This window comes from Megamonas hypermegale (assembly GCF_900187035.1).
In the GTDB taxonomy this organism is placed as follows: Bacteria; Bacillota; Negativicutes; order Selenomonadales; family Selenomonadaceae; genus Megamonas; species Megamonas hypermegale.
This window is the reverse complement of the sequence record NZ_LT906446.1, coordinates 492,176-514,799: the sequence shown is the minus strand read 5'-3', so window position 1 is coordinate 514,799 and position 22,624 is coordinate 492,176. Positions and strand designations below refer to the sequence as shown.

At 32.7% G+C, this 22,624-nt stretch carries 18 protein-coding genes; 9 read left to right on the top strand and 9 right to left on the bottom strand.

The window, feature by feature from the left end; genetic code table 11:
* Positions 1–10 precede the first annotated feature (10 nt).
* From CKV65_RS02455 to CKV65_RS02435, 5 genes are all read left to right on the top strand, one after another.
* Positions 11–2,020, top strand: coding sequence for an alpha-glucosidase (locus CKV65_RS02455; protein ID WP_027889320.1), 2,010 nt, complete (start codon positions 11–13; stop codon positions 2,018–2,020).
* 151 nt (positions 2,021–2,171) lie between these two features.
* On the top strand, positions 2,172–3,485 hold the full coding sequence (locus CKV65_RS02450; protein ID WP_027889319.1) for an S-layer homology domain-containing protein: 1,314 nt from the start codon (positions 2,172–2,174) through the stop codon (positions 3,483–3,485).
* Positions 3,486–3,504: 19 nt separating this feature from the next.
* The gene (locus tag CKV65_RS02445) at positions 3,505–4,116 is read left to right on the top strand and encodes a cytidylate kinase-like family protein (protein WP_027889318.1); all 612 of its coding nucleotides are present in this window, start codon (positions 3,505–3,507) and stop codon (positions 4,114–4,116) included.
* 35 nt (positions 4,117–4,151) lie between these two features.
* Positions 4,152–4,772 (top strand): DUF4867 family protein, encoded by a 621-nt coding sequence (locus CKV65_RS02440; protein WP_027889317.1) that lies wholly within the window; start codon positions 4,152–4,154, stop codon positions 4,770–4,772.
* 74 nt (positions 4,773–4,846) lie between these two features.
* Complete coding sequence (locus tag CKV65_RS02435) at positions 4,847–7,276, top strand: glycoside hydrolase family 3 N-terminal domain-containing protein (protein ID WP_027889316.1); 2,430 nt, start codon at positions 4,847–4,849, stop codon at positions 7,274–7,276.
* 121 nt (positions 7,277–7,397) lie between these two features.
* Here CKV65_RS02435 and CKV65_RS10895 read toward each other — a convergent pair whose 3' ends face one another.
* The 3 genes from CKV65_RS10895 to CKV65_RS02420 form a co-directional block, all read right to left on the bottom strand.
* Positions 7,398–8,198: an MBL fold metallo-hydrolase gene (locus CKV65_RS10895; protein ID WP_027889315.1), complete on the bottom strand. Its 801-nt coding sequence runs from the start codon at positions 8,196–8,198 to the stop codon at positions 7,398–7,400.
* A gap of 177 nt (positions 8,199–8,375) precedes the next feature.
* On the bottom strand, positions 8,376–9,266 hold the full coding sequence (locus CKV65_RS02425) for a LysR family transcriptional regulator (protein WP_027889314.1): 891 nt from the start codon (positions 9,264–9,266) through the stop codon (positions 8,376–8,378).
* Positions 9,267–9,458: 192 nt separating this feature from the next.
* On the bottom strand, positions 9,459–10,286 hold the full coding sequence (locus CKV65_RS02420) for an Mrp/NBP35 family ATP-binding protein (RefSeq protein WP_027889313.1): 828 nt from the start codon (positions 10,284–10,286) through the stop codon (positions 9,459–9,461).
* 208 nt (positions 10,287–10,494) lie between these two features.
* Between CKV65_RS02420 and glmM the strand changes: the two genes are divergently transcribed.
* From glmM to CKV65_RS02400, 4 genes are all read left to right on the top strand, one after another.
* Positions 10,495–11,844, top strand: a complete 1,350-nt coding sequence (gene glmM / locus CKV65_RS02415; RefSeq protein WP_027889312.1) for a phosphoglucosamine mutase — start codon at positions 10,495–10,497, stop codon at positions 11,842–11,844.
* 316 nt (positions 11,845–12,160) lie between these two features.
* A complete protein-coding gene (gene glmS, locus CKV65_RS02410) occupies positions 12,161–13,990 on the top strand; it encodes a glutamine--fructose-6-phosphate transaminase (isomerizing) (protein ID WP_027889311.1) in 1,830 nt (609 codons plus the stop codon).
* Between the two features lie 170 nt (positions 13,991–14,160).
* Complete coding sequence (locus CKV65_RS02405) at positions 14,161–15,669, top strand: IMP dehydrogenase (protein ID WP_027889310.1); 1,509 nt, start codon at positions 14,161–14,163, stop codon at positions 15,667–15,669.
* Between the two features lie 139 nt (positions 15,670–15,808).
* Positions 15,809–16,810: an alpha/beta hydrolase gene (locus CKV65_RS02400; protein WP_051177555.1), complete on the top strand. Its 1,002-nt coding sequence runs from the start codon at positions 15,809–15,811 to the stop codon at positions 16,808–16,810.
* Positions 16,811–16,854: 44 nt separating this feature from the next.
* Here CKV65_RS02400 and CKV65_RS02395 read toward each other — a convergent pair whose 3' ends face one another.
* The 6 genes from CKV65_RS02395 to CKV65_RS02370 are packed head-to-tail and all read right to left on the bottom strand — an operon-like array spanning position 16,855 to position 22,430.
* Positions 16,855–17,613, bottom strand: a complete 759-nt coding sequence (locus tag CKV65_RS02395) for an ABC transporter ATP-binding protein (RefSeq protein ID WP_027889309.1) — start codon at positions 17,611–17,613, stop codon at positions 16,855–16,857.
* A gap of 11 nt (positions 17,614–17,624) precedes the next feature.
* Positions 17,625–18,395 (bottom strand): ABC transporter ATP-binding protein, encoded by a 771-nt coding sequence (locus CKV65_RS02390; RefSeq protein WP_197695386.1) that lies wholly within the window; start codon positions 18,393–18,395, stop codon positions 17,625–17,627.
* 11 nt (positions 18,396–18,406) lie between these two features.
* Positions 18,407–19,948: an ABC transporter substrate-binding protein gene (locus tag CKV65_RS02385; RefSeq protein ID WP_027889307.1), complete on the bottom strand. Its 1,542-nt coding sequence runs from the start codon at positions 19,946–19,948 to the stop codon at positions 18,407–18,409.
* Between the two features lie 19 nt (positions 19,949–19,967).
* Positions 19,968–20,759 (bottom strand): nickel transporter permease, encoded by a 792-nt coding sequence (gene nikC, locus CKV65_RS02380; RefSeq protein ID WP_027889306.1) that lies wholly within the window; start codon positions 20,757–20,759, stop codon positions 19,968–19,970.
* Positions 20,760–20,763: 4 nt separating this feature from the next.
* On the bottom strand, positions 20,764–21,705 hold the full coding sequence (locus CKV65_RS02375; RefSeq protein ID WP_027889305.1) for an ABC transporter permease: 942 nt from the start codon (positions 21,703–21,705) through the stop codon (positions 20,764–20,766).
* A gap of 5 nt (positions 21,706–21,710) precedes the next feature.
* Entirely contained in the window at positions 21,711–22,430 is a 720-nt protein-coding gene (locus CKV65_RS02370; protein ID WP_027889304.1) for a class I SAM-dependent methyltransferase, read from the bottom strand.
* Positions 22,431–22,624 lie beyond the last annotated feature (194 nt).

The window sequence follows — 22,624 nt, the reverse complement described above, 5'->3', positions numbered from 1 at the left end:
AGGTAAATAAATGGAAATAAATTACTTAAAAAATGGCTTTTCTGTAGTAGAAAACGGCAAAGTTATTTTTACTCATACAGAAGAAGCTCCAGCTATTTTTGTTGGTAAAGGTAAAGAAAAAATGGATATTTATCGCGGTAATTTCGATATCGAAGATTACGTAATAGAAAGATATCCTTTAAAAATAGCTAAAGAAGAAAATGGTAAAATTTTATTATCTGCTTGTCCAGATTCTAAACCAGAACTTGAATTAACAGCAGAATTAAAAGATAATTATGCTAAAATTAAAATTCAATCTTATGATAAAGCATTAAATCGTATCTGGATTAGAGTTCCTGCAGAAAAAGAAGAATTTGTATGGGGCTGCGGCGAACAAATGTCATATTTCAATTTACGTGGCAGACATTTTCCTCTTTGGACTTCAGAACCAGGTGTTGGTCGTGATAAAACAACAGAAATAACATTTTTGTCCGACAAATATAATAAAGCTGGTGGCGACTATTATCACACTAATTATCCACAACCAACTTTTGTATCTTCCAGAAAATATGCTTGCAATGTAAATAGTACAGCTTATGCTGATTTCGATTTTAGAAATGAAGCTTTTCATGAATTACAAATCTGGGAAATTCCTGAATCCATAGAATTCTTCACAGCAGATACATTCTTAGGTATTATTGAACAGTTAAGCGATAGATTTGGTAAACAACCAAAATTACCAGATTGGTTATATGATGGTGTTATCTTAGGATTAAAAGGTGGAGAAGAAAATACTTTCTCTCGCATGGAAAATGCTATAAATCATGGTATTCCAGTTGCTGGTGTATGGAGCGAAGATTGGGCCGGCGTAAGAGAAACATCTTTTGGTACAAGAAACTTCTGGGATTGGAAATGGGGTAAGAAACGTTATCCTAATTTAGATAAAAAAATCAAAGAACTTGAAAAAAGAGGTATTCGTTTCTTAGCATATGCATGTCCATATCTTTGTACTGATGGAGATTTATATCCAATTGCTGAAGAAAGAGGCTATTTTGCTAAAAATTCTAAAGGTGAAACAGCACTTGTAGATTTCGGTGAATTTTACTGTGGTATAGTTGACTTCACTAATCCAGAAGCAGCAGAATGGTTCAAAGAAGAAATCATTCAAAAAAATATGCTTGATTTTGGTGTTCGTGGTTGGATGGCTGATTTTGGCGAATATTTACCTACAGATGATGTTTATCTTTCAAATGGTGTAGATGCTAAAATAATGCATAATGCTTGGCCAGCACTTTGGGCTGAAGTAAATGCTAAAGGTGTTGCTGAAAGAGGTTTAACTGATGAAGTTACATTCTTCATGCGTGCCGGTGGAGCAGGAACTCAAAAATATTGTCCAATGCTTTGGGCAGGCGACCAATCTGTAGATTTTTCTCGTCATGATGGTTTAGTTACTGTTATCTGCGGTGCACTTTCTTCTGGTCTCTTAGGCAATGCATATCATCACAGTGATATCGGTGGTTATACAAGTCTGTTTGGTAATCGCCGTACTAAAGAATTATTTGACCGCTGGGTAGATATGGCTGTATTTACATCTATGATGAGAACACATGAATGTAACCGTCCATATGAAAACTTCCAATTTGACCAAGATGCAGGAACAATGGCACATCTTGCAAGAATGACAAAAATTCATCGTCATTTAAAACCATATTTAAAAGCTTTATCTGAAGAAGCAAGTCAAAAAGGCTATCCTGTTCAGCGTCCATTATTTGTTCATTTTGAAAATGATATTAAAACATACGATATGCAAACAGAATACATGTTCGGTCCAGATATGCTTGTAGCACCTGTTTGGCAGAAAGATGTTAAAGAATGGCAAGTATATTTACCAGCAGGAGAAACTTGGATAAATATATGGAATGACCAAGAAATTTGCGGTGGACAAAGTATGACAATAGATGCACCTATTGGTAAACCTCCTGTATTCTTCCGTAAGAATAGTAAATGGGCAGATTTATTCAAAGAAGTTAAAAATTATTAATTAATATTATTGTTACTAATGGTATAAATATAAATTGGAAGCAGTTTATTTTTATAGACTGCTTCCAGCAATTAATTTAATTTTATTTAAGTTGAATGGTTTATAATATTGAGAATATATAAAATAAATTGTAATATTGGGAGAAATTTTGATGAATAAACATTTATTAACATCTGCAATTATAACAGCTTTATTAAGTACAACTGTAGCTGGTACAGCATTAGCTGCTTCAAATCCTTTTAGTGATGTTCCAAAAGATAGTTGGGCATATGATGCCGTAGCTCAATTAGCTGCTGATGGCGTTATTGATGGTTATCCTGATGGAACTTTTCAAGGTCAAAATACCATGACACGTTATGAAATGGCTCAAATTGTAGCACGTGCTATGACTAAAACTGATTTAGATAAAGCTGATAAAGCTACAGTAGATAAATTAGCTTCTGAATTTGCTGAAGAACTTGATAACTTAGGTGTTCGTGTAGCAGACTTAGAAAAAAAATCTGATAATGTAACATGGACAGGTACAGTAAGATATCGTTACACTGACGTTGATAAAAGTACAGGCAATGCAAGCGAACACAATTTATTATATCGTTTAGAACCACATGCTTATATTGGCAATACAGGATGGATGGCTCATTCCCGTGTAGAATATTTAACTACTTTAAATGATGATGACAATTTTGATACAACTGTAGATAGAGCATGGGTTGAAGGTGATGGACTTGGCGCTCATTGGAAACTCGGTAAATATCCTATCTTACCAATGAACGGTATGTTACTCGATGATAAAGTTGCTGGTGCAGAAGCAAGCTTTGGCAGCGACGTTTTCAGAACAACTCTTCAAGCTGGTCGTTTTAACACTGATAGAAGTGCTAGCAATCCAGATATGGATGAAACAACAGCTGATTACTATTCTGTACAATTTAAATATAATCAAGATAAATGGACTGCTCAAGCAGAATGGTATTTATTTGACGATTATTATAAAAAATCCGTTATCGGAAATCAAGCATTCCCAGGATTCCCAAATGGTTTAAGCAGCCGTGATTTTAATGCTGATGAATTAAATCTCTGGTTTGTTGGCCTTGGTTATAAATTCGATGATAATGTTAAATTAGCTGCTCAATATGCTGAAAACACTAACGGCGATGGATATGATAAATACGGTTTAGTTAAAGGCGATGAATCCAAAGCTTATAATGTTGAACTTACTTATAAAGCATTTGATACAAAAGACCCTGGTTCTTGGGATGCTTTTGTAGCATATCGTTATGTAGGTGCTATGGCTTCAATTGCTCCTGTTTATAAAGGTGTATGGGCTGACCAAAAAGGTATCGAATTTGGTGTTGAATTCGTACCAGTAGAAAATGTATTAGCAACTTTAAAATATTTTGATGGTAAAGATATTTCCACTGATAAAGATGCAAGTAAATTCTTTGGACAGCTTGAACTTCAATTTTAATTAAATAGAAGGAGATATTATGAATAATAATACTGTTATAACTATTAGTAGACAATACGGTAGTGGTGGCCGTGAATTAAGTGAAATTCTGGCTAAAAAGCTTGGAGTTAAATTATATGACAGACAAATAATTCATATGGCAGCTGCTTTGCTTGGTATTGGTGACTTAAATGAACAATCCTTGCATGAATTAGAAAATAAAGTATTACCGTTATCATCAGGATTTATGCCATTTTATGCTTTTGGTTCTCATGCTGGCCCTAATGTAAATACAGAATTATTTTTCGCTGAATCAAAAGTAATTCATCAATTAGTAAATGATGGTTCTTGTGTTATTTTAGGTCGTTGCGCTGATTATATTTTAAGTGAAGAACCAAACCATTATTCTTTCTTTATCTATGCTGATGATGATTATAGAGAAAACCGTGGAAAAACTGCTTATAACGGCAAAACTCTAAAACAACTTAATGCTGAAGATAAAAAACGTGCTGAATATTATAAATATCATACTGGCAGAATTTGGGGAGAACCTAAAAACTACGATTGCATTATAAATACTAGCAAAATGTCTTTAGAAGAAGCTGCTGATATGATTATTGCTTATATAAACATCAAACAGAAAAAGGCTTAATGATTTAAAGATATTTTATTGTGAGGTTTTTTATTATGAAAAAAGTTACAGATGAAAGCTTTAAAAAATATGGCAGAATTCTTGATTTAGATACAAAAGAATTTGTAGAAGTAATGATGAAAAAAGATACTGTTATGGAAGGAACAGTATATAAAGCATCTGACCCTGATTTTGAACAATTACCATTGTTTACACAGCTACAAAAAGAAGTTTATGGTGATGTTCCAATTGAATTTGGTTATTGCAATGGTCGCAATAATAAATTAAATGCTGTTGAATATCATCGTTGTTCTGAAATTGACATTGCTGCAACTGACCTTATTTTAATGCTTGGTTGTCAACAAGATATCAATTATGCAAATAATACTTATGAAACAGAAAAAATAGAACAATTCTTCATTCCTGCTGGTACAGCTGTAGAATTATATGCAACTACACTTCATTTCGCACCATCTCGCGAAAATAATGAAGAATTCCGTTGTGGTATAGTTTTAATCAAAGATACTAACTTACCACTTGAAACAAAACCAACAGATGCTACAGGTGAAAATCGTCTTTTATTCGCTAGAAATAAATGGCTTATTTGTCATTCTGAAAGTAAACCAGCTAAAAATGGTGGTTGTATCGGCTTGATTGGCAAAAATCTTGAAATTTAATACTTAAAAATAAAAAGGCTGTCGCATAACATAATATGTGACAACCTTTTTTTACTTTAATAAGGGTGACACAAATGAATAAACCAATATATAAAAATGCTAAATACAATATAGAAGATAGAGTAAATGATTTACTTTCTAGAATGACTTTAGAAGAAAAGGTAATGCAATTATGTAGTGAATTACCTTCAAACTTTATATTTAACGGCGAAATAGATTATACTAAATTAAAATCATTCGGTAAAAATGGCTATGGACGGATAACACAATATTCACTTGTAGGATTAGTAAGTCCTCAAAAAATAGTAAAGACTAGTAATAGTATCCAAAAATTTTTTATTGAAGAAACACGATTAGGTATACCTATTATACTTCAAAGTGAAAGTTTAGTTGGTTATCCTGGAAAAGAGGGTACAATTTTTCCTTCCATGTTAAATTTAGCTGCAACATGGGAACCTTCTTTAGTAAAGAAAATGGCAGAAATTATAGGTGAAGAGTGCCACGCTGTAGGTATAAATACTGTCATGAGTCCAGTAGTTGATATATCCCGAGATTTACGCTGGGGAAGATGCTATGAAACTTTTGGCGAAGATGTATATTTAACTACTCAAATGGGAATAAATTATGTTAAAGGTATACAAAGTAAAAACGTTAGTTGCATAGCTAAGCATTTTTTAGGTTATGCTGAAACACAAGGCGGATTAAATACAGCTGTTACACGTTTAAACAAAAAAGAACTTTATGAAGTTTTTGCTACACCATTTGAAGCAATGGATAAAATTGCTAATTTAGATGGTATGATGGCTTCATATTCAGAAATTGACGGTTTACCTGTTGGTTGTAATAAAGAAATCATTCATGATTTACTCCGTAAAACAATGGGCTTTAAAGGATTATTAACTTCTGATGGAGCTGCTATTTGGAAAATATATGATTATTTTAAAATAGCTCAAACTTATGCTGAAGCTGGATTATTAGCTAAAAAAGCCGGTTTAGATACTGAAATTCCTGTCAGTGGTACATATAGACATTTGACCGATTTCGTAAAAAATAATAAATTAAATGAACACATTATCGATGAATCTGTAAAACGTGTTTTAACCATAAAATTTAAATTAGGCTTATTTGAAAAACCATATATTGAAGAAAAAAATATTTTTAATCAGTTAACTAACAATACTAAGAAAAAATTCAGTGAACAAATTGCTGAAAATTCAATTGTATTATTATCAAATAAAGAACATATTTTGCCAATAACTTCAAATTGTACAATAGGTTTAATAGGACCTCATGCAAATAGTAAAAGATATCCAATTAGTGGATATTCTTATCCAGCATATATAGAAATGGTTCAAGCATTAAAAAATAAAAGCAACAAAGACATTTCTTTTAATGGTGTTATTGATGAAGAAAATAAAATGCAAGATAGTCAAAGTTTCAATTCCATGTACAATATTTTCCAAAATACAGATTGGAATTATTTAAATAACACAAATACTATCATGCAAAATATACAAGCAACGACATTAAAAGAAGAATTAGAAACATTTTACAAACTAAATTATTCCATGGGTTGTGATATAACTAATACAAATTTTGATGATATTGAAAATGCCTATAAAATCGCACAAGAAAGTGATATTATTATCTTAACTGTAGGTGGTAATTGTGGTTGGGTTAATGTAACAATAGGCGAAGGCAAAGATAGATGTACTTTAGATTTACCTGGATTACAACAAAAATTATTATCAAAACTACAAATGGCAAATAAACATATAATATTGATAATGTACGGTACAATATATAATATTTCTTCTACTAAAAACATCAAAGCTATTTTATATGCAGGATTACCAGGCCCATACAGTGGAAAAGCTATTGCAAATATTATAAAAGGCAATGCAAATCCTAGTGGAAAATTACCTTTTACTATACCAAGAAGTGTTGGACAAATTCCTATATATTACAATCATAAAGTTGGTAGTGGATATCATTCTATCGGTGATAAAGCTATGTCAACTATCTTTAGCGGTGGATATATTGATGGAATTTATAGTCCATTATATCCATTTGGTTTTGGATTAAGTTATACATCATTTTTAATATCTGATATTAATATAAAAAATAAAATTATTAAATTAGGTGATGATATAAAATTATCCTGCAAAATAAAAAATACAGGTTCATTTGCTGGCTCTGAAGTAGTTCAAATTTATTACTATTTTAAAGAAGCTCATGTAATACGTCCTAATAAACAATTAATTGCTTTTCAAAAAATAACACTGAAATCAAATGAATGTAAAACTATATTATTTACTATAAATACTAAACAATTAGGATACTACAACGAAGAAATGCAATTTGTAATTGAACCTGGAATGGCTAATTTAATGATTGGCACTAGTTCTGAAGATATTATTTATCAGACAAATATCCAATTAATTGGTAACCCTCTTAATATTATTGGTAATCGAACATATTCTTCCCAGAACAAAATAATTTAATAAAAAAGACTGCTATTATTCTAGTTTGATAGATTTTAATAGCAGTCTTTTTCATAATGCTTTATATAAATAAAATATTTAATTTATAAAATTACACCAAAAATAATTAATATAATATATATTATATTGTCAATTTAAAGTTAGTAGCAACTTCTTTAATATTAAGTCGTTTACTCATTTCTATTTTGGCTTCTAAGCAAACACAATGTGCCGGATAAAGTGTCGGTATATTTTGTTTTGCTAGATATTCAATCGTTTTTTGCAATTTAGCGTCATTTTTTAATAAGTGAAAACCACCGATAATACCTAAAATTTGCTCATCATTACATATTTTTTTAGCATATTCGACAATATTACAAATACCACTATGGGAACAAGCCGTAATAATAAATATACCATTATCCGTTTTATAAGCAAGTGCACTATCATCAATATTAACATCTGGCACCCATTTATCATCTATCCATCTTTCACCTACGGGCACTCTTTCAAAATCAAAAATCGTAGGAATTTCACCTAAAAATACAAGATTTTCATTTATCCAATATGGTTTTTTTGTCAAATTTAAAGAAAAATACGACTCTAAGTCTTCAGGTTTAACAGATGAACCTATATCTTTACCATTTTTGCGTTTTTTATCAAAACAATTAGGGTGCGCTATAAATTGCACATTTTTCAATCCATAATTTAATAAATGTGTTATACCACCCGTATGGTCACTATGCCCATGTGAAATAATTAAATGTGTGATATTTGATAAATCTACATGCATAAGTTTTGCATTTTTTAAATAAATACCCGAATAACCTGTATCAAATAAAATTTTCTCTGTATCAGTTTCTAATAAATAACTAAGTCCAGGTTCACCAAAAAAATATTGGTCAATATACGTATTATTATCAAGTAAAACCGTTAATTTCATATAAAAACCTCTCTATTATCACCAATATTTATTAAAATTATGTATATAAATTACTTTAATTTTTTATTTTTATTTCTTATTATAATGTAAGAGCCTTTAGCTAAGTAAAGGCTCTTGGTTGTGTTAGATATTTATTTTATTATTCATTGCCAATTTAATAACGATAAATTTAAATAATTACTTTTTATTATATAATTTGTCAATATAATCAGTAAAGATTTTTATATATTTATATTTAGGATTTGATTTTTTATATAATAAATGACATTTTAAGCTAAAATTAGGGTCTATTGCATAGTATCCATCATAAAAGCCCATAGCATTTAATAAACGCTCAGATAAAACGGCACCGACTTGATTTTGTTGGCAATAATGCATAATAGCATACGGTGTAGAAAACCATGCTTCTATTTCTGGTGAATAATTATATTTCTTAAAGTAGTCCTGAATTGTTTCATACATTAAATAATATGGTGAATATTGCACTAAAGGATATTGACAAATTTCTTCGATATTAATGATATTACTGCCGTTTTGAATATTAGGCGCATAATAAACCATGCGTTCATTACAAAAGAAAATATTTTCATATTCATTTTCATCTAAATTTTCCAATGTAAATGTAGAAATAATATCAATGCTGCCATCTTCTAAACGTGATAATAATGAATTAGCTTCTAAATTAGATAAATTTATTTTAATATTAGCATTGTATTTTTTAAAATACGTTAAATGCTGGTCAAGTAAAACATCACCTAAAGACATCAAAGCTCCAACAGACAAGCAAACTTGTTCGCCGCCAGAAGTTTTTATATCTTTAACAGCTTGTCGTAATTGCTCTACAATATTTTCTACCTTAGATAAAAATAATTTGCCATCATCGGTTAATTCACTATTTTTATTGTTATGTGTTATTAATTGTATACCTACTGTTTCTTCTAACTTTTTCATTTGAAAACGAAAAGCTGATTGAGTTATACCTGCTTTTTCTGCAGCAAGTGCAAAATCTTTAAACTGACTATAAATAATAAAATTTTCTAATTGTTGGATGCTTGGTAATTCTATCATGCAAATTCCTCTCAATTGTTATAAATATCTTTTACAAAAAGTTATTTCTTTAATAGTATATCACAATATTGTTCATACATAGAAAAATTTTTACAATTTATTTTAATAAAGTTTTATTGTCAACTAATTTAAAATAGCAGTAAACAAAAAGGCCTTTTCGACAAAATAATTTATCGAAAAGACCCCATATATTTATTTACCTTCTAAAATACTACCTAAAGAATTAAGAAAATCTCCTTCAAAATCTTCAAATGTACCGGCATCACATCTTTGAGCTAAAGATGGCTCTATAGGTAATGTAGCAGTATTTGTAATACCATATCTTTCAGCTTCTTCTTTTAATTTAGATTGTCCAAAAATATGGTGTTTTTCTTTACAATTAGGACAAACAAAATAAGACATATTTTCTACAATACCTAAAATAGGAATACTTAAAAGGCCTGCCATATTAACGGCTTTTTCTACAATCATGGAAACAAGTTCTTGCGGTGTAGTAACAACAATAATACCATCAATTGGTAAAGATTGATATACTGTAAGTGGTACATCTCCCGTTCCTGGAGGCATATCTACGAACATATAATCAACTTCGCCCCAATTTACATCAGACCAGAATTGTTTTACAACTCCACCAAGAATTGGTCCACGCCAAACTACAGGGTCTGTTTCATTATCTAAAATTAAATTTGTAGAAATAATTTTTATACCTGATTTAGTCGTTGCTGGTGTTATACCAAGGTCTGTACCAGAAACTTTTCCTTGCAAATGAAAAACCTTTGGAATAGATGGACCTGTAATATCTGCATCTAAAATCGCTGTTTTATAGCCACGACGTTGCATAGTTACCGCCATCATAGAAGTAACTAAAGATTTACCAACGCCACCTTTACCACTCATAACAGCAATAACTTTTTTTATATGTGAATTTGGATTTGCTGGAACACGTAAGCTTTGTGATTCTTTACGTTCTCCACAAGTTGTACCACAACTTGAGCAATCATGATTACAATTTTCACTCATTATTAATTGCACCTCTAACTAAAAATAAATTTTCTTTATTATACTATATATTTAATCTTTATAAAAGTAAACTTGCGATATTATTTTGTCTATTGATTATAGATATGGTATTATAAGTATGATATTTTAGAATTATACTGTAATAGCAAAATTTAATTTGCACAATAAAATTAATTTAAAATAAGTAATATTTGAAAGGGGTTTTTTTATGGCTAGAATGTTTGGTACCGATGGGGTTAGAGGTAAATCGAATATAGAACTCACACCTGAATTAGCATATAAACTCGGACGAGCTGCTGCTATTTATTTTGCAAAAGAAAATGGAGATAGCGCAACAATTTTTATAGGACGTGATACACGTTTATCTGGCCCTATGTATGAAGCTGCTCTGACTGCTGGAATTTGTTCTGCTGGTGGTCATGCTGTATTAGTTGGCGTAATGCCTACACCTGCTGTAGCATTTTTAGCACGTAAACATAAAGCCAATGCAGGTATAGTAATTTCAGCTTCACACAATCCATTTTATGATAATGGTATTAAAATTTTTGGTGGCGATGGATATAAATTACCAGACGCTGTAGAAGATAAAATTGAAACTTTAGTACACAAAATTGAAGAAAATGATGATTTATATCGCCCTACAGATGAAAAAATCGGTTATTTAACTTATCGTCATGATTTATTAGATGAATATATCGGCTTTGTTGTAAGCACAACTGATATTGAACTTGATGGTACAAAAATTGTTTTAGACTGTGCTAATGGTGCAGCATATGAAGCAATGCCAAAAATTTTACGTCGTTTAGGTGCCGATGTAATTGTTATTAATGATAAACCAAATGGTATAAATATTAATGATAATTGCGGTTCTACTCATTTAGAATCCCTTCAAAAAGCTGTTATTGAAAATAAAGCTGATATCGGTATTGCTCATGATGGTGATGCTGATAGATGTCTTTGCATTGACGAAAAAGGTCAATTCATCGATGGAGACCATATGATTGCGGCTTGTGCAATTTACATGATGGGCAAAGGCACACTTAAAAATAATACTGTTGTAACAACTGTAATGGCAAACATTGGTTTCCATAAAGCTATTAAAGAAAATGGTGGCCGTACAGAAATCACAGCTGTTGGTGACCGCTATGTATTAGAAAATATGCTTGAAAACAATTATAACCTCGGTGGTGAACAATCTGGTCATATTATATTTACAGATTTCTCCACAACTGGTGATGGCCCTGTTACAGCACTTCAAGTATTATCTTATTTAAAACGTACACGTCGCAAAGCTTCAGCTATAACAAATATAATGACAAGTTATCCACAGCTTCTTGTAAATGTAAAAGTAGCTACAAAAGAAGGCTGGGAAGATAACGGCAATATTAAACTTGCTATCGAAGAAGGTAAAAAACAACTTGGCGAAAATGGTCGTATTCTCGTTCGTCCATCTGGTACAGAACCATTAATTCGCGTTATGGCTGAAGGCCCTGACCAAAAAGAATTAGAAGAAATTTGCCAAAAAATAGCCGCTGTAGTAAAAAAAGAACAGGGTTGAGTGCAATTTTTATTGACAAAAGCATAAGTTATATTTAAAATATGAGCATGTACAGAACAAAAGATATATTGTACATGCTCATTATTTATTTATTGAAAACGTTATAAAAAAAGTTTTACACTTTAGCGCTGGCTCTGCATGAGTTTAAGCAGAGTACGAGGAAGAAGTCGTCGAAATATCAGCGGATGCTTCTCGGCTTGGTCTAGTCGATAAAAACTGACAAAACTTTTAAGCGATTAAAAGGACAATACAGTAAAAGACCTCAATAGATATATTTGAGTTAAATTTCATTTATTTATTTGAGGAGGATATTGCTATGTGCGGTATTGTTGGTTATGTTGGTGAAAAACAGGCAGCTGATTTCTTAGTAGATGGCTTAACTAAATTAGAATACAGAGGTTATGACTCTGCTGGTATTGCTGTTTTTGATGGTGAAAAAATTGACATCGAAAAAACAGTAGGTCGTCTTGCCGCTTTAAAAGAAAAAATTAAAGGTCACACTCCAAAAGGTGTAATCGGTATTGGTCACACAAGATGGGCAACTCATGGACGTCCTTCTGATGTTAACGCTCATCCACATACAGATTGCTCCGGTAAATTTGCTATTGTTCACAACGGTATCATTGAAAACTTCATGTCCCTTAAAGAAGAATTAATCGCTAAAGGACATAAATTCGTTTCTGAAACTGATACAGAAGTTGTAGCTCATTTAATCGAAGATGTTTATGATGGCGATTTTGTAAAAGCTGTAAATGCAGTTTTAGACCGCATTGAAGGTTCTTACTCTCTCGTATTCATGTGCCAGGATTATCCAGATACACTTATCTGCACAAAAAAAGATAATCCACTCGTTATCGGTCTTGGTGATGGTGAAAACTTCATTGCTTCTGATATTCCAGCAATCATCGCTTATACTCGTCGCACATACATCATGAATGATGGCGAAATCGCAGTAGTTAAAAAAGATAGCATTTGGGTAACTGATAGAAAAGGCAATCCTATTACTAAAAAAGTATTCGAAGTAAATTGGAATGCTGAAGCAGCAGAAAAAGGCGGCTATGAACATTTCATGCTCAAAGAAATTTATGAACAGCCAAAAGCTGTAAGAGATACAATTTCTCCACGCCTCAATAAAGATAACACTGCTATTGTACTCAATGAACTTAAATGGACAAAACAATATGTTGAAGCTTTCAACAAAGTATATATCATCGCTTGCGGTACTGCTTATCATGCAGGACTTGTAGGTAAATACTATATTGAAAAATTAGCTCGTATTCCAGTAGAAATTGATATTGCTTCTGAATTTAGATACAGAGACCCTATCATCGATGACCATACACTCACTATTGTAATCAGTCAGTCTGGTGAAACAAGCGATACACTTGCAGCATTAAAAGAATCCAAACGCCTTGGTGCTAAAACTTTAGCAGTTACAAACGTTGTAGGTTCTTCTATCGCTCGTGAAGCTGACCAAGTTATGTACACTTGGGCTGGTCCTGAAATTGCAGTAGCTTCTACTAAAGCATATACAACACAGCTCGTTACAATGTTTATACTTGCTATGTATATGTCCAGCTTAAAAGGTACAATTTCTCCTGAAAGAACACATGAACTTTTAACAGAACTTCGTCATTTACCTGACCAAGTTGGTCGTACTTTAGAAGATGTTGAACCAATTAAAGCATTTGCTAAAAACTATGCTTATAACAACGATGTATTTTACATTGGTCGTTCTCTTGACTACTATGTAGCTCTTGAAGGCGCATTGAAATTAAAAGAAATCTCCTATATTCATGCTGAAGCATATGCTGCTGGCGAATTAAAACATGGTACACTCGCGTTAATCGAATCCGGTGTTCCTGTAATTGCCTTAGCTACACAAAAGAGCGTATATGAAAAAACTCTTAGCAATATCAAAGAAGTTAAAGCTCGTGATGCTGTTATCATCGGTATTGCTGCTGCAGATGACAATGAATTGGAAAAATACGTTGACCATGTAATTAAAGTTCCAACAACTGATGAATTATTAATTCCACTTCTTACAGTAGTTCCACTTCAACTTTTGGCTTACTATGCAGCAATCACTCGTGGTTGTGATGTAGATAAACCAAGAAATCTTGCTAAATCTGTAACTGTAGAATAAAATTTTATATAAATGTAAAACGGCTGTATTTTTTCAGCCGTTTTTCTTTAATTTTGTTTAATACCAGTTGACAAAATCTGAAAAAAATACTATTATCGAGAAAATACTTTTCATCATTTCATTTTTAGAGTATACTTATATTATACAAACTTAAGGAAAGAGGTATTGTCGTGGCATATTATTTTAAAGAAGCATCTCATACTTTTGGTGAATATTTATTGGTTCCTGGTTATTCTTCAGATAAATGTATTCCTGCGAATGTTTCTCTTAGAACTCCACTCGTAAAATTCGCAAAGGGTGAAGAACCTAAGATTTCACTTAACATTCCTATGACTTCCGCTATCATGCAGGCTGTATCAAACGATACAATGGCTATTGCTCTTGCTAAAGAAGGCGGCATTTCTTTTATTTACGGTTCTCAAACTATTGAAGAACAGGCTGCAATGGTTAGCCGTGTAAAAAATTACAAGTCTGGTTTTGTAAGTAGTGATTCTAATATTATGCCTTCCACCACACTCGGTGAAGTATTAGCTTTAAAACAAAAAACTGGTCATTCTACAATGGCAGTTACAGAAGATGGTACACCAACTGGTAAATTGGTAGGTATTGTTACTAGTCGTGATTATCGTATCAGTCGTATGACTCTCGATACAAAAGTAGAAACATTCATGACTCCATTCAGCAAATTAATTTATGCTGATGCTGAAACAACTACCTTATCTATGGCAAATGACCTCATTTGGCAGCATAAACTCAATATGCTTCCACTCGTTGATAAAAATCAACGTTTACGCTATATGGTATTCAGAAAAGACTATACTGACAACAAAGAACACAGTTTAGAACTTACTGACAAAAACAAACGTTACCTCGTAGGTGCAGGTATCAATACTCGTGATTATGCAGAACGTGTTCCAGCACTTTTAAAAGCTGGTGCTGATGTACTTTGTATTGACTCCTCTGAAGGTTTCTCCGAATGGCAAAGAATCACTTTAAAATACATTCATGAAAACTTCGGTGAAGATGTAAAAGTTGGTGCTGGTAACGTTGTTGATAAAGAAGGTTTCCGCTTCCTCGCTGAAGCTGGTGCAGACTTTATCAAAGTTGGTATCGGTGGCGGTTCTATCTGTATTACTCGTGAAACAAAAGGTATCGGTCGTGGACAAGCTACTGCTGTAATTGATGTTGCAGAAGCTCGTGATGAATATTACAAAGAAACTGGTATCTACATTCCAATTTGTTCTGATGGCGGTATCGTACATGATTATCATATGACACTTGCATTGGCAATGGGTGCAGATTTCCTCATGCTCGGTCGTTATTTCTCTCGTTTTGATGAAAGCCCAACAAATAAAGTTCGTATCAACGGCACATATCTCAAAGAATATTGGGGCGAAGGTTCTAACCGTGCTCGTAACTGGCAGCGTTATGACTTAGGTGGAGATAAAAAATTATCCTTCGAAGAAGGTGTTGACTCTTATGTTCCATACGCTGGTCCACTTCATGATAATGTAATGCTCAGCCTTAGCAAAATGCGTTCTACTATGTGCAACTGCGGTTCTTTAAACCTTGCTGAATTCAGAGATAAAGCAAAACTTACACTTGTATCAGCTACAAGTATCGTTGAAGGCGGTTCTCATGACGTTATCCTCAAAGATAAATTCAGAGGCAACGACTGATTTTAACTTAAACTATAATTTGATTTAAAATTAATAAAAGATTGCATTAGTATAAACTGATGCAATCTTTTTTTGTGCTTGACTTAGAGTTAGCACCATGTTTTATTATAAATAAGATGAACTAAAAGGAGCGATGAAAATGAACTTAAAAAATGTCATGCAAAAAATGATTGTATTACCTATGACAGCATGTGTATTGTTTTTAGGAATGCAATTCACAGAGGCTTCGCGTCTTAATCCGTTTTCTAATGTTCAAACATTAGATATTTCAGGCGAAGCTAAGGCAACTTATATCGATGAAAAGACTACAAACTTTTTTAATTCTCCAGCACCGACTGCAGAAGAATACATTGTACCAGATGGTTGGAAACAAGAAAAATTATCATTTGATGGCGTGCCGGTAGAAAAATACACATCTACAACAACAAAAACAGACCGAATTGTATTTTTCTTGCACGGTGGTGGATATGTTGGTGGATTAAATAATCTTTATCGCGATTGGGGCTTGCACAAAGCGGAAGTAGCGGGAAATGCTACTGTATTCATGCTCGATTACCGTTTAGCACCACAAAATGTATATCCTGCAGCTTTAGAAGATGCAGTTAAAGCATATAAAGGATTATTGCAAATGGGCTATAAACCAGATAATATAATTTTAATGGGCGATTCTGCTGGTGGTAATTTATCATTAGCATTAGCTGTGTATTTACGTGATAATAAAATCCCACAACCTAAAGCTATTGTCTTACTCTCACCTTGGACATATTTAGGAACAAATTTACCAGCGCATACAAACAATCTTGAAAAAGATAAAATGCTCGGCTCTAAAAATAAATTCATGTTAACAGAAGTAAGCAATCCATCTTATACTAAAGATATTGATATAACAAATCCATATGTATCACCAGCATATGCTGATTTGACAGGCATTTCTCCAATGCTCATCATAGCAGGTGGTGATGAGTTGCTTTTAGATGATACAGCACTTGTTAGTGCTCATGCTAAAGCTGCTGGCGTAGAAATAACAGAAAAAATTTATCCTGGTATGTCACACGATTGGGATATATTATTGCCGGAATTACCAGAATCAAAAGCTATGAATGAACAGATTGCTCAATTTATAAATCAAAAATTTAAATGATAAAAATAAAAAGGTAACAGAATTATTCGTTCTGTTACCTTTTTTTATACAGTAGATTGAATTAAAAGTTTTGTATATTCTTGCTGTGGATTTTGTAAAATTTCATTTGTTGAATTTTCTTCGACAATTTTGCCGCGATACATCACGATAACACGATTGCAAATCTGTCGCACTAAGGATAAATCATGCGTTATTAAAATTATGGAAAGATTGAACTGCTTTTGCAATTTTTTTAGTAAATCTACAATTTGTTTTTGACTGATGACATCTAAAGCAGATGTTGCTTCATCACAGATTAAAATTTTAGGTTTTATCGCAATAGCACGGGCAATAGCAACCCTTTGGCATTGACCGCCACTCAATTCATATGAGTATTTATTATTTATAAGCGATAAATCTAGCCCGACTAAATCTAACAAATATGGCAATTGTTTTTTTGCCTCTCGTTTGCTCATACCATTATTGATTAAAGGTTCAATTATAGCGTCATTTAATTTTTGATGAGGATTAAACGAGTCTTGCGGAAATTGAAAAACCATCTGCATTTTTTGATAAACACTATGCAATGATTTTCCTTTAGCAGAAGTGATATCTATTCCATTTAAAATGATTTTTCCGCTATCTACATCTTTTAAGCGCGTTATTAAATTGACTGTAGTGGATTTACCGCAACTAGACTCACCAACAATTCCCAAACAATCGCCAGAAAATAATTGAAAACTGATATTATCCACAGCTAAAACACTTGATTTATCTTGATTAAATCTCTTTGTTAGTCCTTCTACACTTAAAATAGGTTCCATATTTTGCTCCATCATAAATGATATATAGATTGTAATAATTCTTTTGTAAATTGATGTTGAGGATTGTGCATAATTTGCTTGGTGAAATTATATTCAACGATTTTTCCTTCTTGCATGATGGCAATTTTATTGGCTACACGGCTGACAAGATTTATATTATGCGAAACTAATATTATACTCGTCTGAAAAATCTGTTGCAATTTCATCATTTCTTTTATGACTTGCATCTGCGATACGACATCAAGAGCTGAAGTTGGTTCATCTGCCAATAAAAGTTTTGGTTTTAATAGCATAGCTATCGCAATGGCTATGCGCTGATTTGTGCCACCAGATAATTCAAATGGATAACTGTTTAAAATCTTTTCGCCATTTTGCAAACGAATTTTATCGAATAAATCAATTGCTTGAGCAAATATTTCTTTTTTTGTATAAGCACTATGCTCTGCAATAGTTTCATATAATTGTTGCCCTATTGTTCTAACAGGACAAAATGATGTTTTGGCATTTTGAAATATCATACTAATTTGTCTACCGCGTATTTCCTGCCATGCTTTGTTAGATAAATCATTTAGATTTTGCCCTTTGTAAAAAATCTCTCCACTTGTCAAAGAAGCATTATCAGGCAATATATTTAATATTGCCTTTAATAATGTCGATTTTCCGCAACCAGATTTGCCCACTATGCCGAGAATTTGCCCTTCATCAATCGAAAGGCTTACATCTGAAACAATATTTTTTTTATCATAAGTGATATTTACATTGCAAATATCCAATAATGCCATATTCATACCTCTCAATTATAATTTAAATCAGCAGTTAGCTCATAGTAATCCGAAGGGTCAGCTTCAAATCCCACTACATTTTTTTTCATGACGAAAGACATTTTTAAATGCGATACGAAAACAAATGCACAGTCATCTACGATTATCTGTTGCATTTTTATCGCTAATTCAGCTCGTTTTTGCGGGTTAAATTCATCGTGTAATTGGCGTGCTATCGCTTCTAAATCGATATTGTAATAATGACCTCTGTTTTTCGTTGAATTTTTTAAGCAATGTGTGGTAAAGAAATATTCTGGGTCGCCTGTCGGTGCTGTTACAAAAGCACTAGCATAGATATCCCAATCACCTCGATTGAAAAAATCCTGTTGATTAGTCGTATTATTTATGATGACATCAATCCCGATTTGCTTCAACGTTGCCTGTGCCGCTTCAGCGAGTAGTGGTAATTCTTGTCTACCGGGATAAGTGAGCCAACGAATTACTAATTTTTGCCCATCTTTATCTACATAACCATCATTATTCGTATCCGTCCAGCCAGATTTAGCCAAAAGCTCTTTTGCTTTTTCTATATCAAATTGAGGTGCTATTATATTTTGATTACCAAAACTAAAATTATCTGGAAAAGCCCCAGTTGCCACAGAGCCATTGCCGTATAATAGATTATTGCTAAAACTAGCTTTGTCTATGCCGAGTGCAATTGCCTTGCGTACATTGTAATCTTGAAGAGCTGGCGTTTCGTAATTGAATTGCATGAAGAAACAACGCGAAGTATCTGCACTGCTAATTTTATATTTATCGTTATTTTTAAATAAAGCTAAATTAATATACGACAAGCCTTGTACAGCATCAAGTTCACCTGATTGCATTGCCATTGTGAGCGTATCGCCATCGACTATTTCTTTGATAAATACTTTATCCATGCCTACCGTTCCATTCCAATAATCAGGATTTTTCTTTAACTCTATTTCTGTATTTGAAACTTTCGTCGCAATAAAAGGCCCTGTTCCAGCCACGTTATCATCTTCTGTTATGCCATATTGCATATCGATAATAGCACCATAAGGGTCGCTTAAATAATTTAATAATACAGGGATTTTTTCTGTAGATTTAATGGTAACAGTTTGCCCATCAGCTATTATACTGTCTATTTTTAAATCATTTGCTGCGCGGTCATGTACATGGATTAGATGTTCTAAACATTCTTTTACAGCTTGCCCGTCCAATTTTCGCCCGCTAGAAAATTTTATACTGTCTTTTAAAAATATCTTTACTGTATAATCATCAATTCGTTCATAACCAGAGGCTAACCATGGCACAAGCTCCATTTTATCGTTGAATTTAAATAAAGTTTCGCCCACACCATAGCGAACAGTAGACCAGCCAGAATAATTACTATGCGGATTAAGTCCCGTATTGCCCATTTCTATGCCATAAGCCGTTGTGCCATAACGAAAAATCTTTTCACCGTTGATATTATTATCAGTATTATTACCGCAACCTGTAAAAACTAATAGTGATAAAATAAAAAAATAAGCTAAAAAATATTTTTTCATTTAATGCTCCGTTGTTTAATTATAGATTGTATTTGTCTCGTATAACATCGCCGAACAAATTAAAAAGACTGACTGATATGAAAATAGCCATACCAGGAGCTAAAATCAGCCAAGGCGCTGTCTGTAGCATACTTTTACTGCCACTTATCATCGCACCCCATTCAGCCGATGGAGGAACTGCCCCTAATCCTAAAAAAGAAAGCCCTGCTATTTCCATTATTATTGTGCCTATCTCTAAAATTGCAGTGATTAAAATTATGCCAATTATATTCGGGAAAATATGCTTGAACATGATTTTCATATTACTGCAATTATTCAATCTAGCTGCAGCGATAAAAGTCGAACTTTTTACAGTCAATACCTGTGCTCTAGCTAATCTAGCAAATTTAGGCCAAGAAATAAACGTAAGTGCGATAACTGCATTTAACACGCTACCGCCTAACATACCAGCTATTGCGATTGCCAGTACCATGCCAGGAAAAGCTAAAAATACATCTGATATTCGCATTAAAATCGCATCTATTTTTCCGCCAAAATAACCACAGATAATACCGATAGTTGTGCCAATCGCTGTAGTGATGAAGGTAATCATCAACGAAGATAATATCGTGATTTGTGCACCTATTATGACACGCGATAATAAATCTCTGCCATATTGGTCTGTGCCAAATAAATGTATATTGTTTGGCGGAATTAAAGCGTTATTTAAATTCTGTGCATATGGGTCAAATGGAACGATAAATGGAGCAAAAAATACGATTATTAATAAAATGCTTATCAAGCTAGATAAAATAATAAATTTTACATTCATGAGCTTATTCCTTTAATCCCAATCGAATACGTGGGTCTAAATAGTGATATAAAATATCTGCAATCAAATTAAAAATTACATAAATGATGGCAAGCCATACTACATAAGCTAAAATAACTGGATAATCGCGCATTAAGATTGCATCAACTGCTAATTTGCCGACACCGTCCCACATGAAAATGGATTCAATTATGGCTGTTCCGCCCAACAGTGAACCGATAGATAATGAAATCAATGTTATAAACGATAATAATGTAACTTTAAAAACATCTGTTAACAAAATCGTTTTTTCACTGATACCACGAGCTTTTGCCGCTATAACATAATCTTTTTGCAATTCTTCTAATACAATAGAGCGAATTTGCCTGATGTATTTTGCGCTCATAGCGATGGTCAATGTCATAACTGGCATTATGAGGCTATGCAGGTTGATAGAAGAATTTATTATTGGCAGTAAATTTAATTGCAGTGAAAAAACGTATATCAATAATAATGCTACTAAAAAACCGGGCAGGGAATTGCCGACAAAGCTAAAGAAGCGAATTAGATAATCGCTCCATTTATTGTGATTGACAGCAGATATAAAACCAAGAGGAAAAGATATTATTATCGTACAAATTATTGAAGCTATCGTTAAAATTATTGTAGCAGGCAGTTTTTCTATAAAAATTGAAAAGACTGGTTTACCCGAAACAAAAGATTTACCCATATCACCAGATAATGTATTTTTTAGCCAAATACCGTATTGCACAACGAACGGTTTATCTAAATTGAGTTCAGCTCGCAACTTTGCTTTCGTTTCAGCAGATAATGCTGTGCCACGATTGGTTTCCATTATATCGACTGTATCACCTGCTACTACATGAATTAAACCAAAAGATAAAATCGTTACGCCTAAGAGTATTGGAATTAACTGTAATAAACGCTGTGCAACGTATCTTTTCATCGCAATTATTTCACCGCCTTGATTAAAAATAGCGGTGTTGGATTGTAAAATTGGTCATGTTCTTTATAAATGCGTTTTCCTACAGTTTCATCAGTATCAACGTGTGTAAAACCTATTTTTTTCAAAACATTGCTATCCCACTGTGGTCTTGTCAAATGAGATATATCGAGATTGTCTTTGATATAATCACATTCTTGCAGTAGTGTATAATTTATATTGTTATGTGCGTGATTTTTTGGCAATGAGTCTAAATCTTGCATGAAACGTTCTTTGCCATAATCAGCATCAAAATTTAATAAAAGACCGCCGTTTTTTAAGACGCGGTGCCATTCGCTATAAGCTTGTTGTGGATGTGGCAGTGTCCAAGTTAAATTTCGCGTAAGCACAACATCAAAACTTTCATTATCGTAAAGCAGATTTTCAGCATCCATGACTTTAAACGTAGCATCTACATTTGCTTTTTGTGCTAATATTTTGGCTTCATCAATCATTGAAGCAGTTAAATCAATACCTTCAACTGTATGACCGTATTTTGCTAATAAAATAGCAAAAAAGCCTGTACCAGTTCCTACATCGAGGATTTTGCAAGCTCTATTTGGCAAATATTTTTGAATTTCTTTAAGCCATAAGTCAGCCATATAACTGCTGAGTTCTTCATAGCGAAGATGAGCAAAGTCACTGCTGCGTTTATCCCAATAATTTACAATACGATTTTTTATTTCCATTATATAAACTCCTCAAAATAAATTAAAATACAATTAAGTTTAAAGCTTAAAGTAGACACAAAGTCAATAGAAACTGTCCTAGTTTATATTCAGTATAATAAGGAATAATAACTGTTACAAGCTCCACTGGGGGATATAAAAATAAAAAAAACAACAGAAAAAATCCGTTGTTTAATCAAAATTTTTGTAAATAT

What these genes read in the sequence shown, in the direction of transcription:
- CKV65_RS02445 (WP_027889318.1), top strand. Translation starts at nt 3,505, where the DNA reads ATGAATAATAATACTGTTATAACTATTAGTAGACAATACGGTAGTGGT.
- CKV65_RS02440 (WP_027889317.1), top strand. Translation starts at nt 4,152, where the DNA reads ATGAAAAAAGTTACAGATGAAAGCTTTAAAAAATATGGCAGAATTCTT.
- CKV65_RS10895 (WP_027889315.1), bottom strand. Translation starts at nt 8,198, where the DNA reads ATGAAATTAACGGTTTTACTTGATAATAATACGTATATTGACCAATAT.
- CKV65_RS02425 (WP_027889314.1), bottom strand. Translation starts at nt 9,266, where the DNA reads ATGATAGAATTACCAAGCATCCAACAATTAGAAAATTTTATTATTTAT.
- CKV65_RS02420 (WP_027889313.1), bottom strand. Translation starts at nt 10,286, where the DNA reads ATGAGTGAAAATTGTAATCATGATTGCTCAAGTTGTGGTACAACTTGT.
- CKV65_RS02375 (WP_027889305.1), bottom strand. Translation starts at nt 21,705, where the DNA reads ATGAAAAGATACGTTGCACAGCGTTTATTACAGTTAATTCCAATACTC.
- CKV65_RS02455 (WP_027889320.1), top strand. Translation starts at nt 11, where the DNA reads ATGGAAATAAATTACTTAAAAAATGGCTTTTCTGTAGTAGAAAACGGC.
- CKV65_RS02400 (WP_051177555.1), top strand. Translation starts at nt 15,809, where the DNA reads ATGAACTTAAAAAATGTCATGCAAAAAATGATTGTATTACCTATGACA.
- glmS (WP_027889311.1), top strand. Translation starts at nt 12,161, where the DNA reads ATGTGCGGTATTGTTGGTTATGTTGGTGAAAAACAGGCAGCTGATTTC.
- CKV65_RS02435 (WP_027889316.1), top strand. Translation starts at nt 4,847, where the DNA reads ATGAATAAACCAATATATAAAAATGCTAAATACAATATAGAAGATAGA.
- CKV65_RS02395 (WP_027889309.1), bottom strand. Translation starts at nt 17,613, where the DNA reads ATGGAACCTATTTTAAGTGTAGAAGGACTAACAAAGAGATTTAATCAA.
- CKV65_RS02370 (WP_027889304.1), bottom strand. Translation starts at nt 22,430, where the DNA reads ATGGAAATAAAAAATCGTATTGTAAATTATTGGGATAAACGCAGCAGT.
- CKV65_RS02390 (WP_197695386.1), bottom strand. Translation starts at nt 18,395, where the DNA reads ATGGCATTATTGGATATTTGCAATGTAAATATCACTTATGATAAAAAA.
- nikC (WP_027889306.1), bottom strand. Translation starts at nt 20,759, where the DNA reads ATGAATGTAAAATTTATTATTTTATCTAGCTTGATAAGCATTTTATTA.
- glmM (WP_027889312.1), top strand. Translation starts at nt 10,495, where the DNA reads ATGGCTAGAATGTTTGGTACCGATGGGGTTAGAGGTAAATCGAATATA.
- CKV65_RS02450 (WP_027889319.1), top strand. Translation starts at nt 2,172, where the DNA reads ATGAATAAACATTTATTAACATCTGCAATTATAACAGCTTTATTAAGT.
- CKV65_RS02385 (WP_027889307.1), bottom strand. Translation starts at nt 19,948, where the DNA reads ATGAAAAAATATTTTTTAGCTTATTTTTTTATTTTATCACTATTAGTT.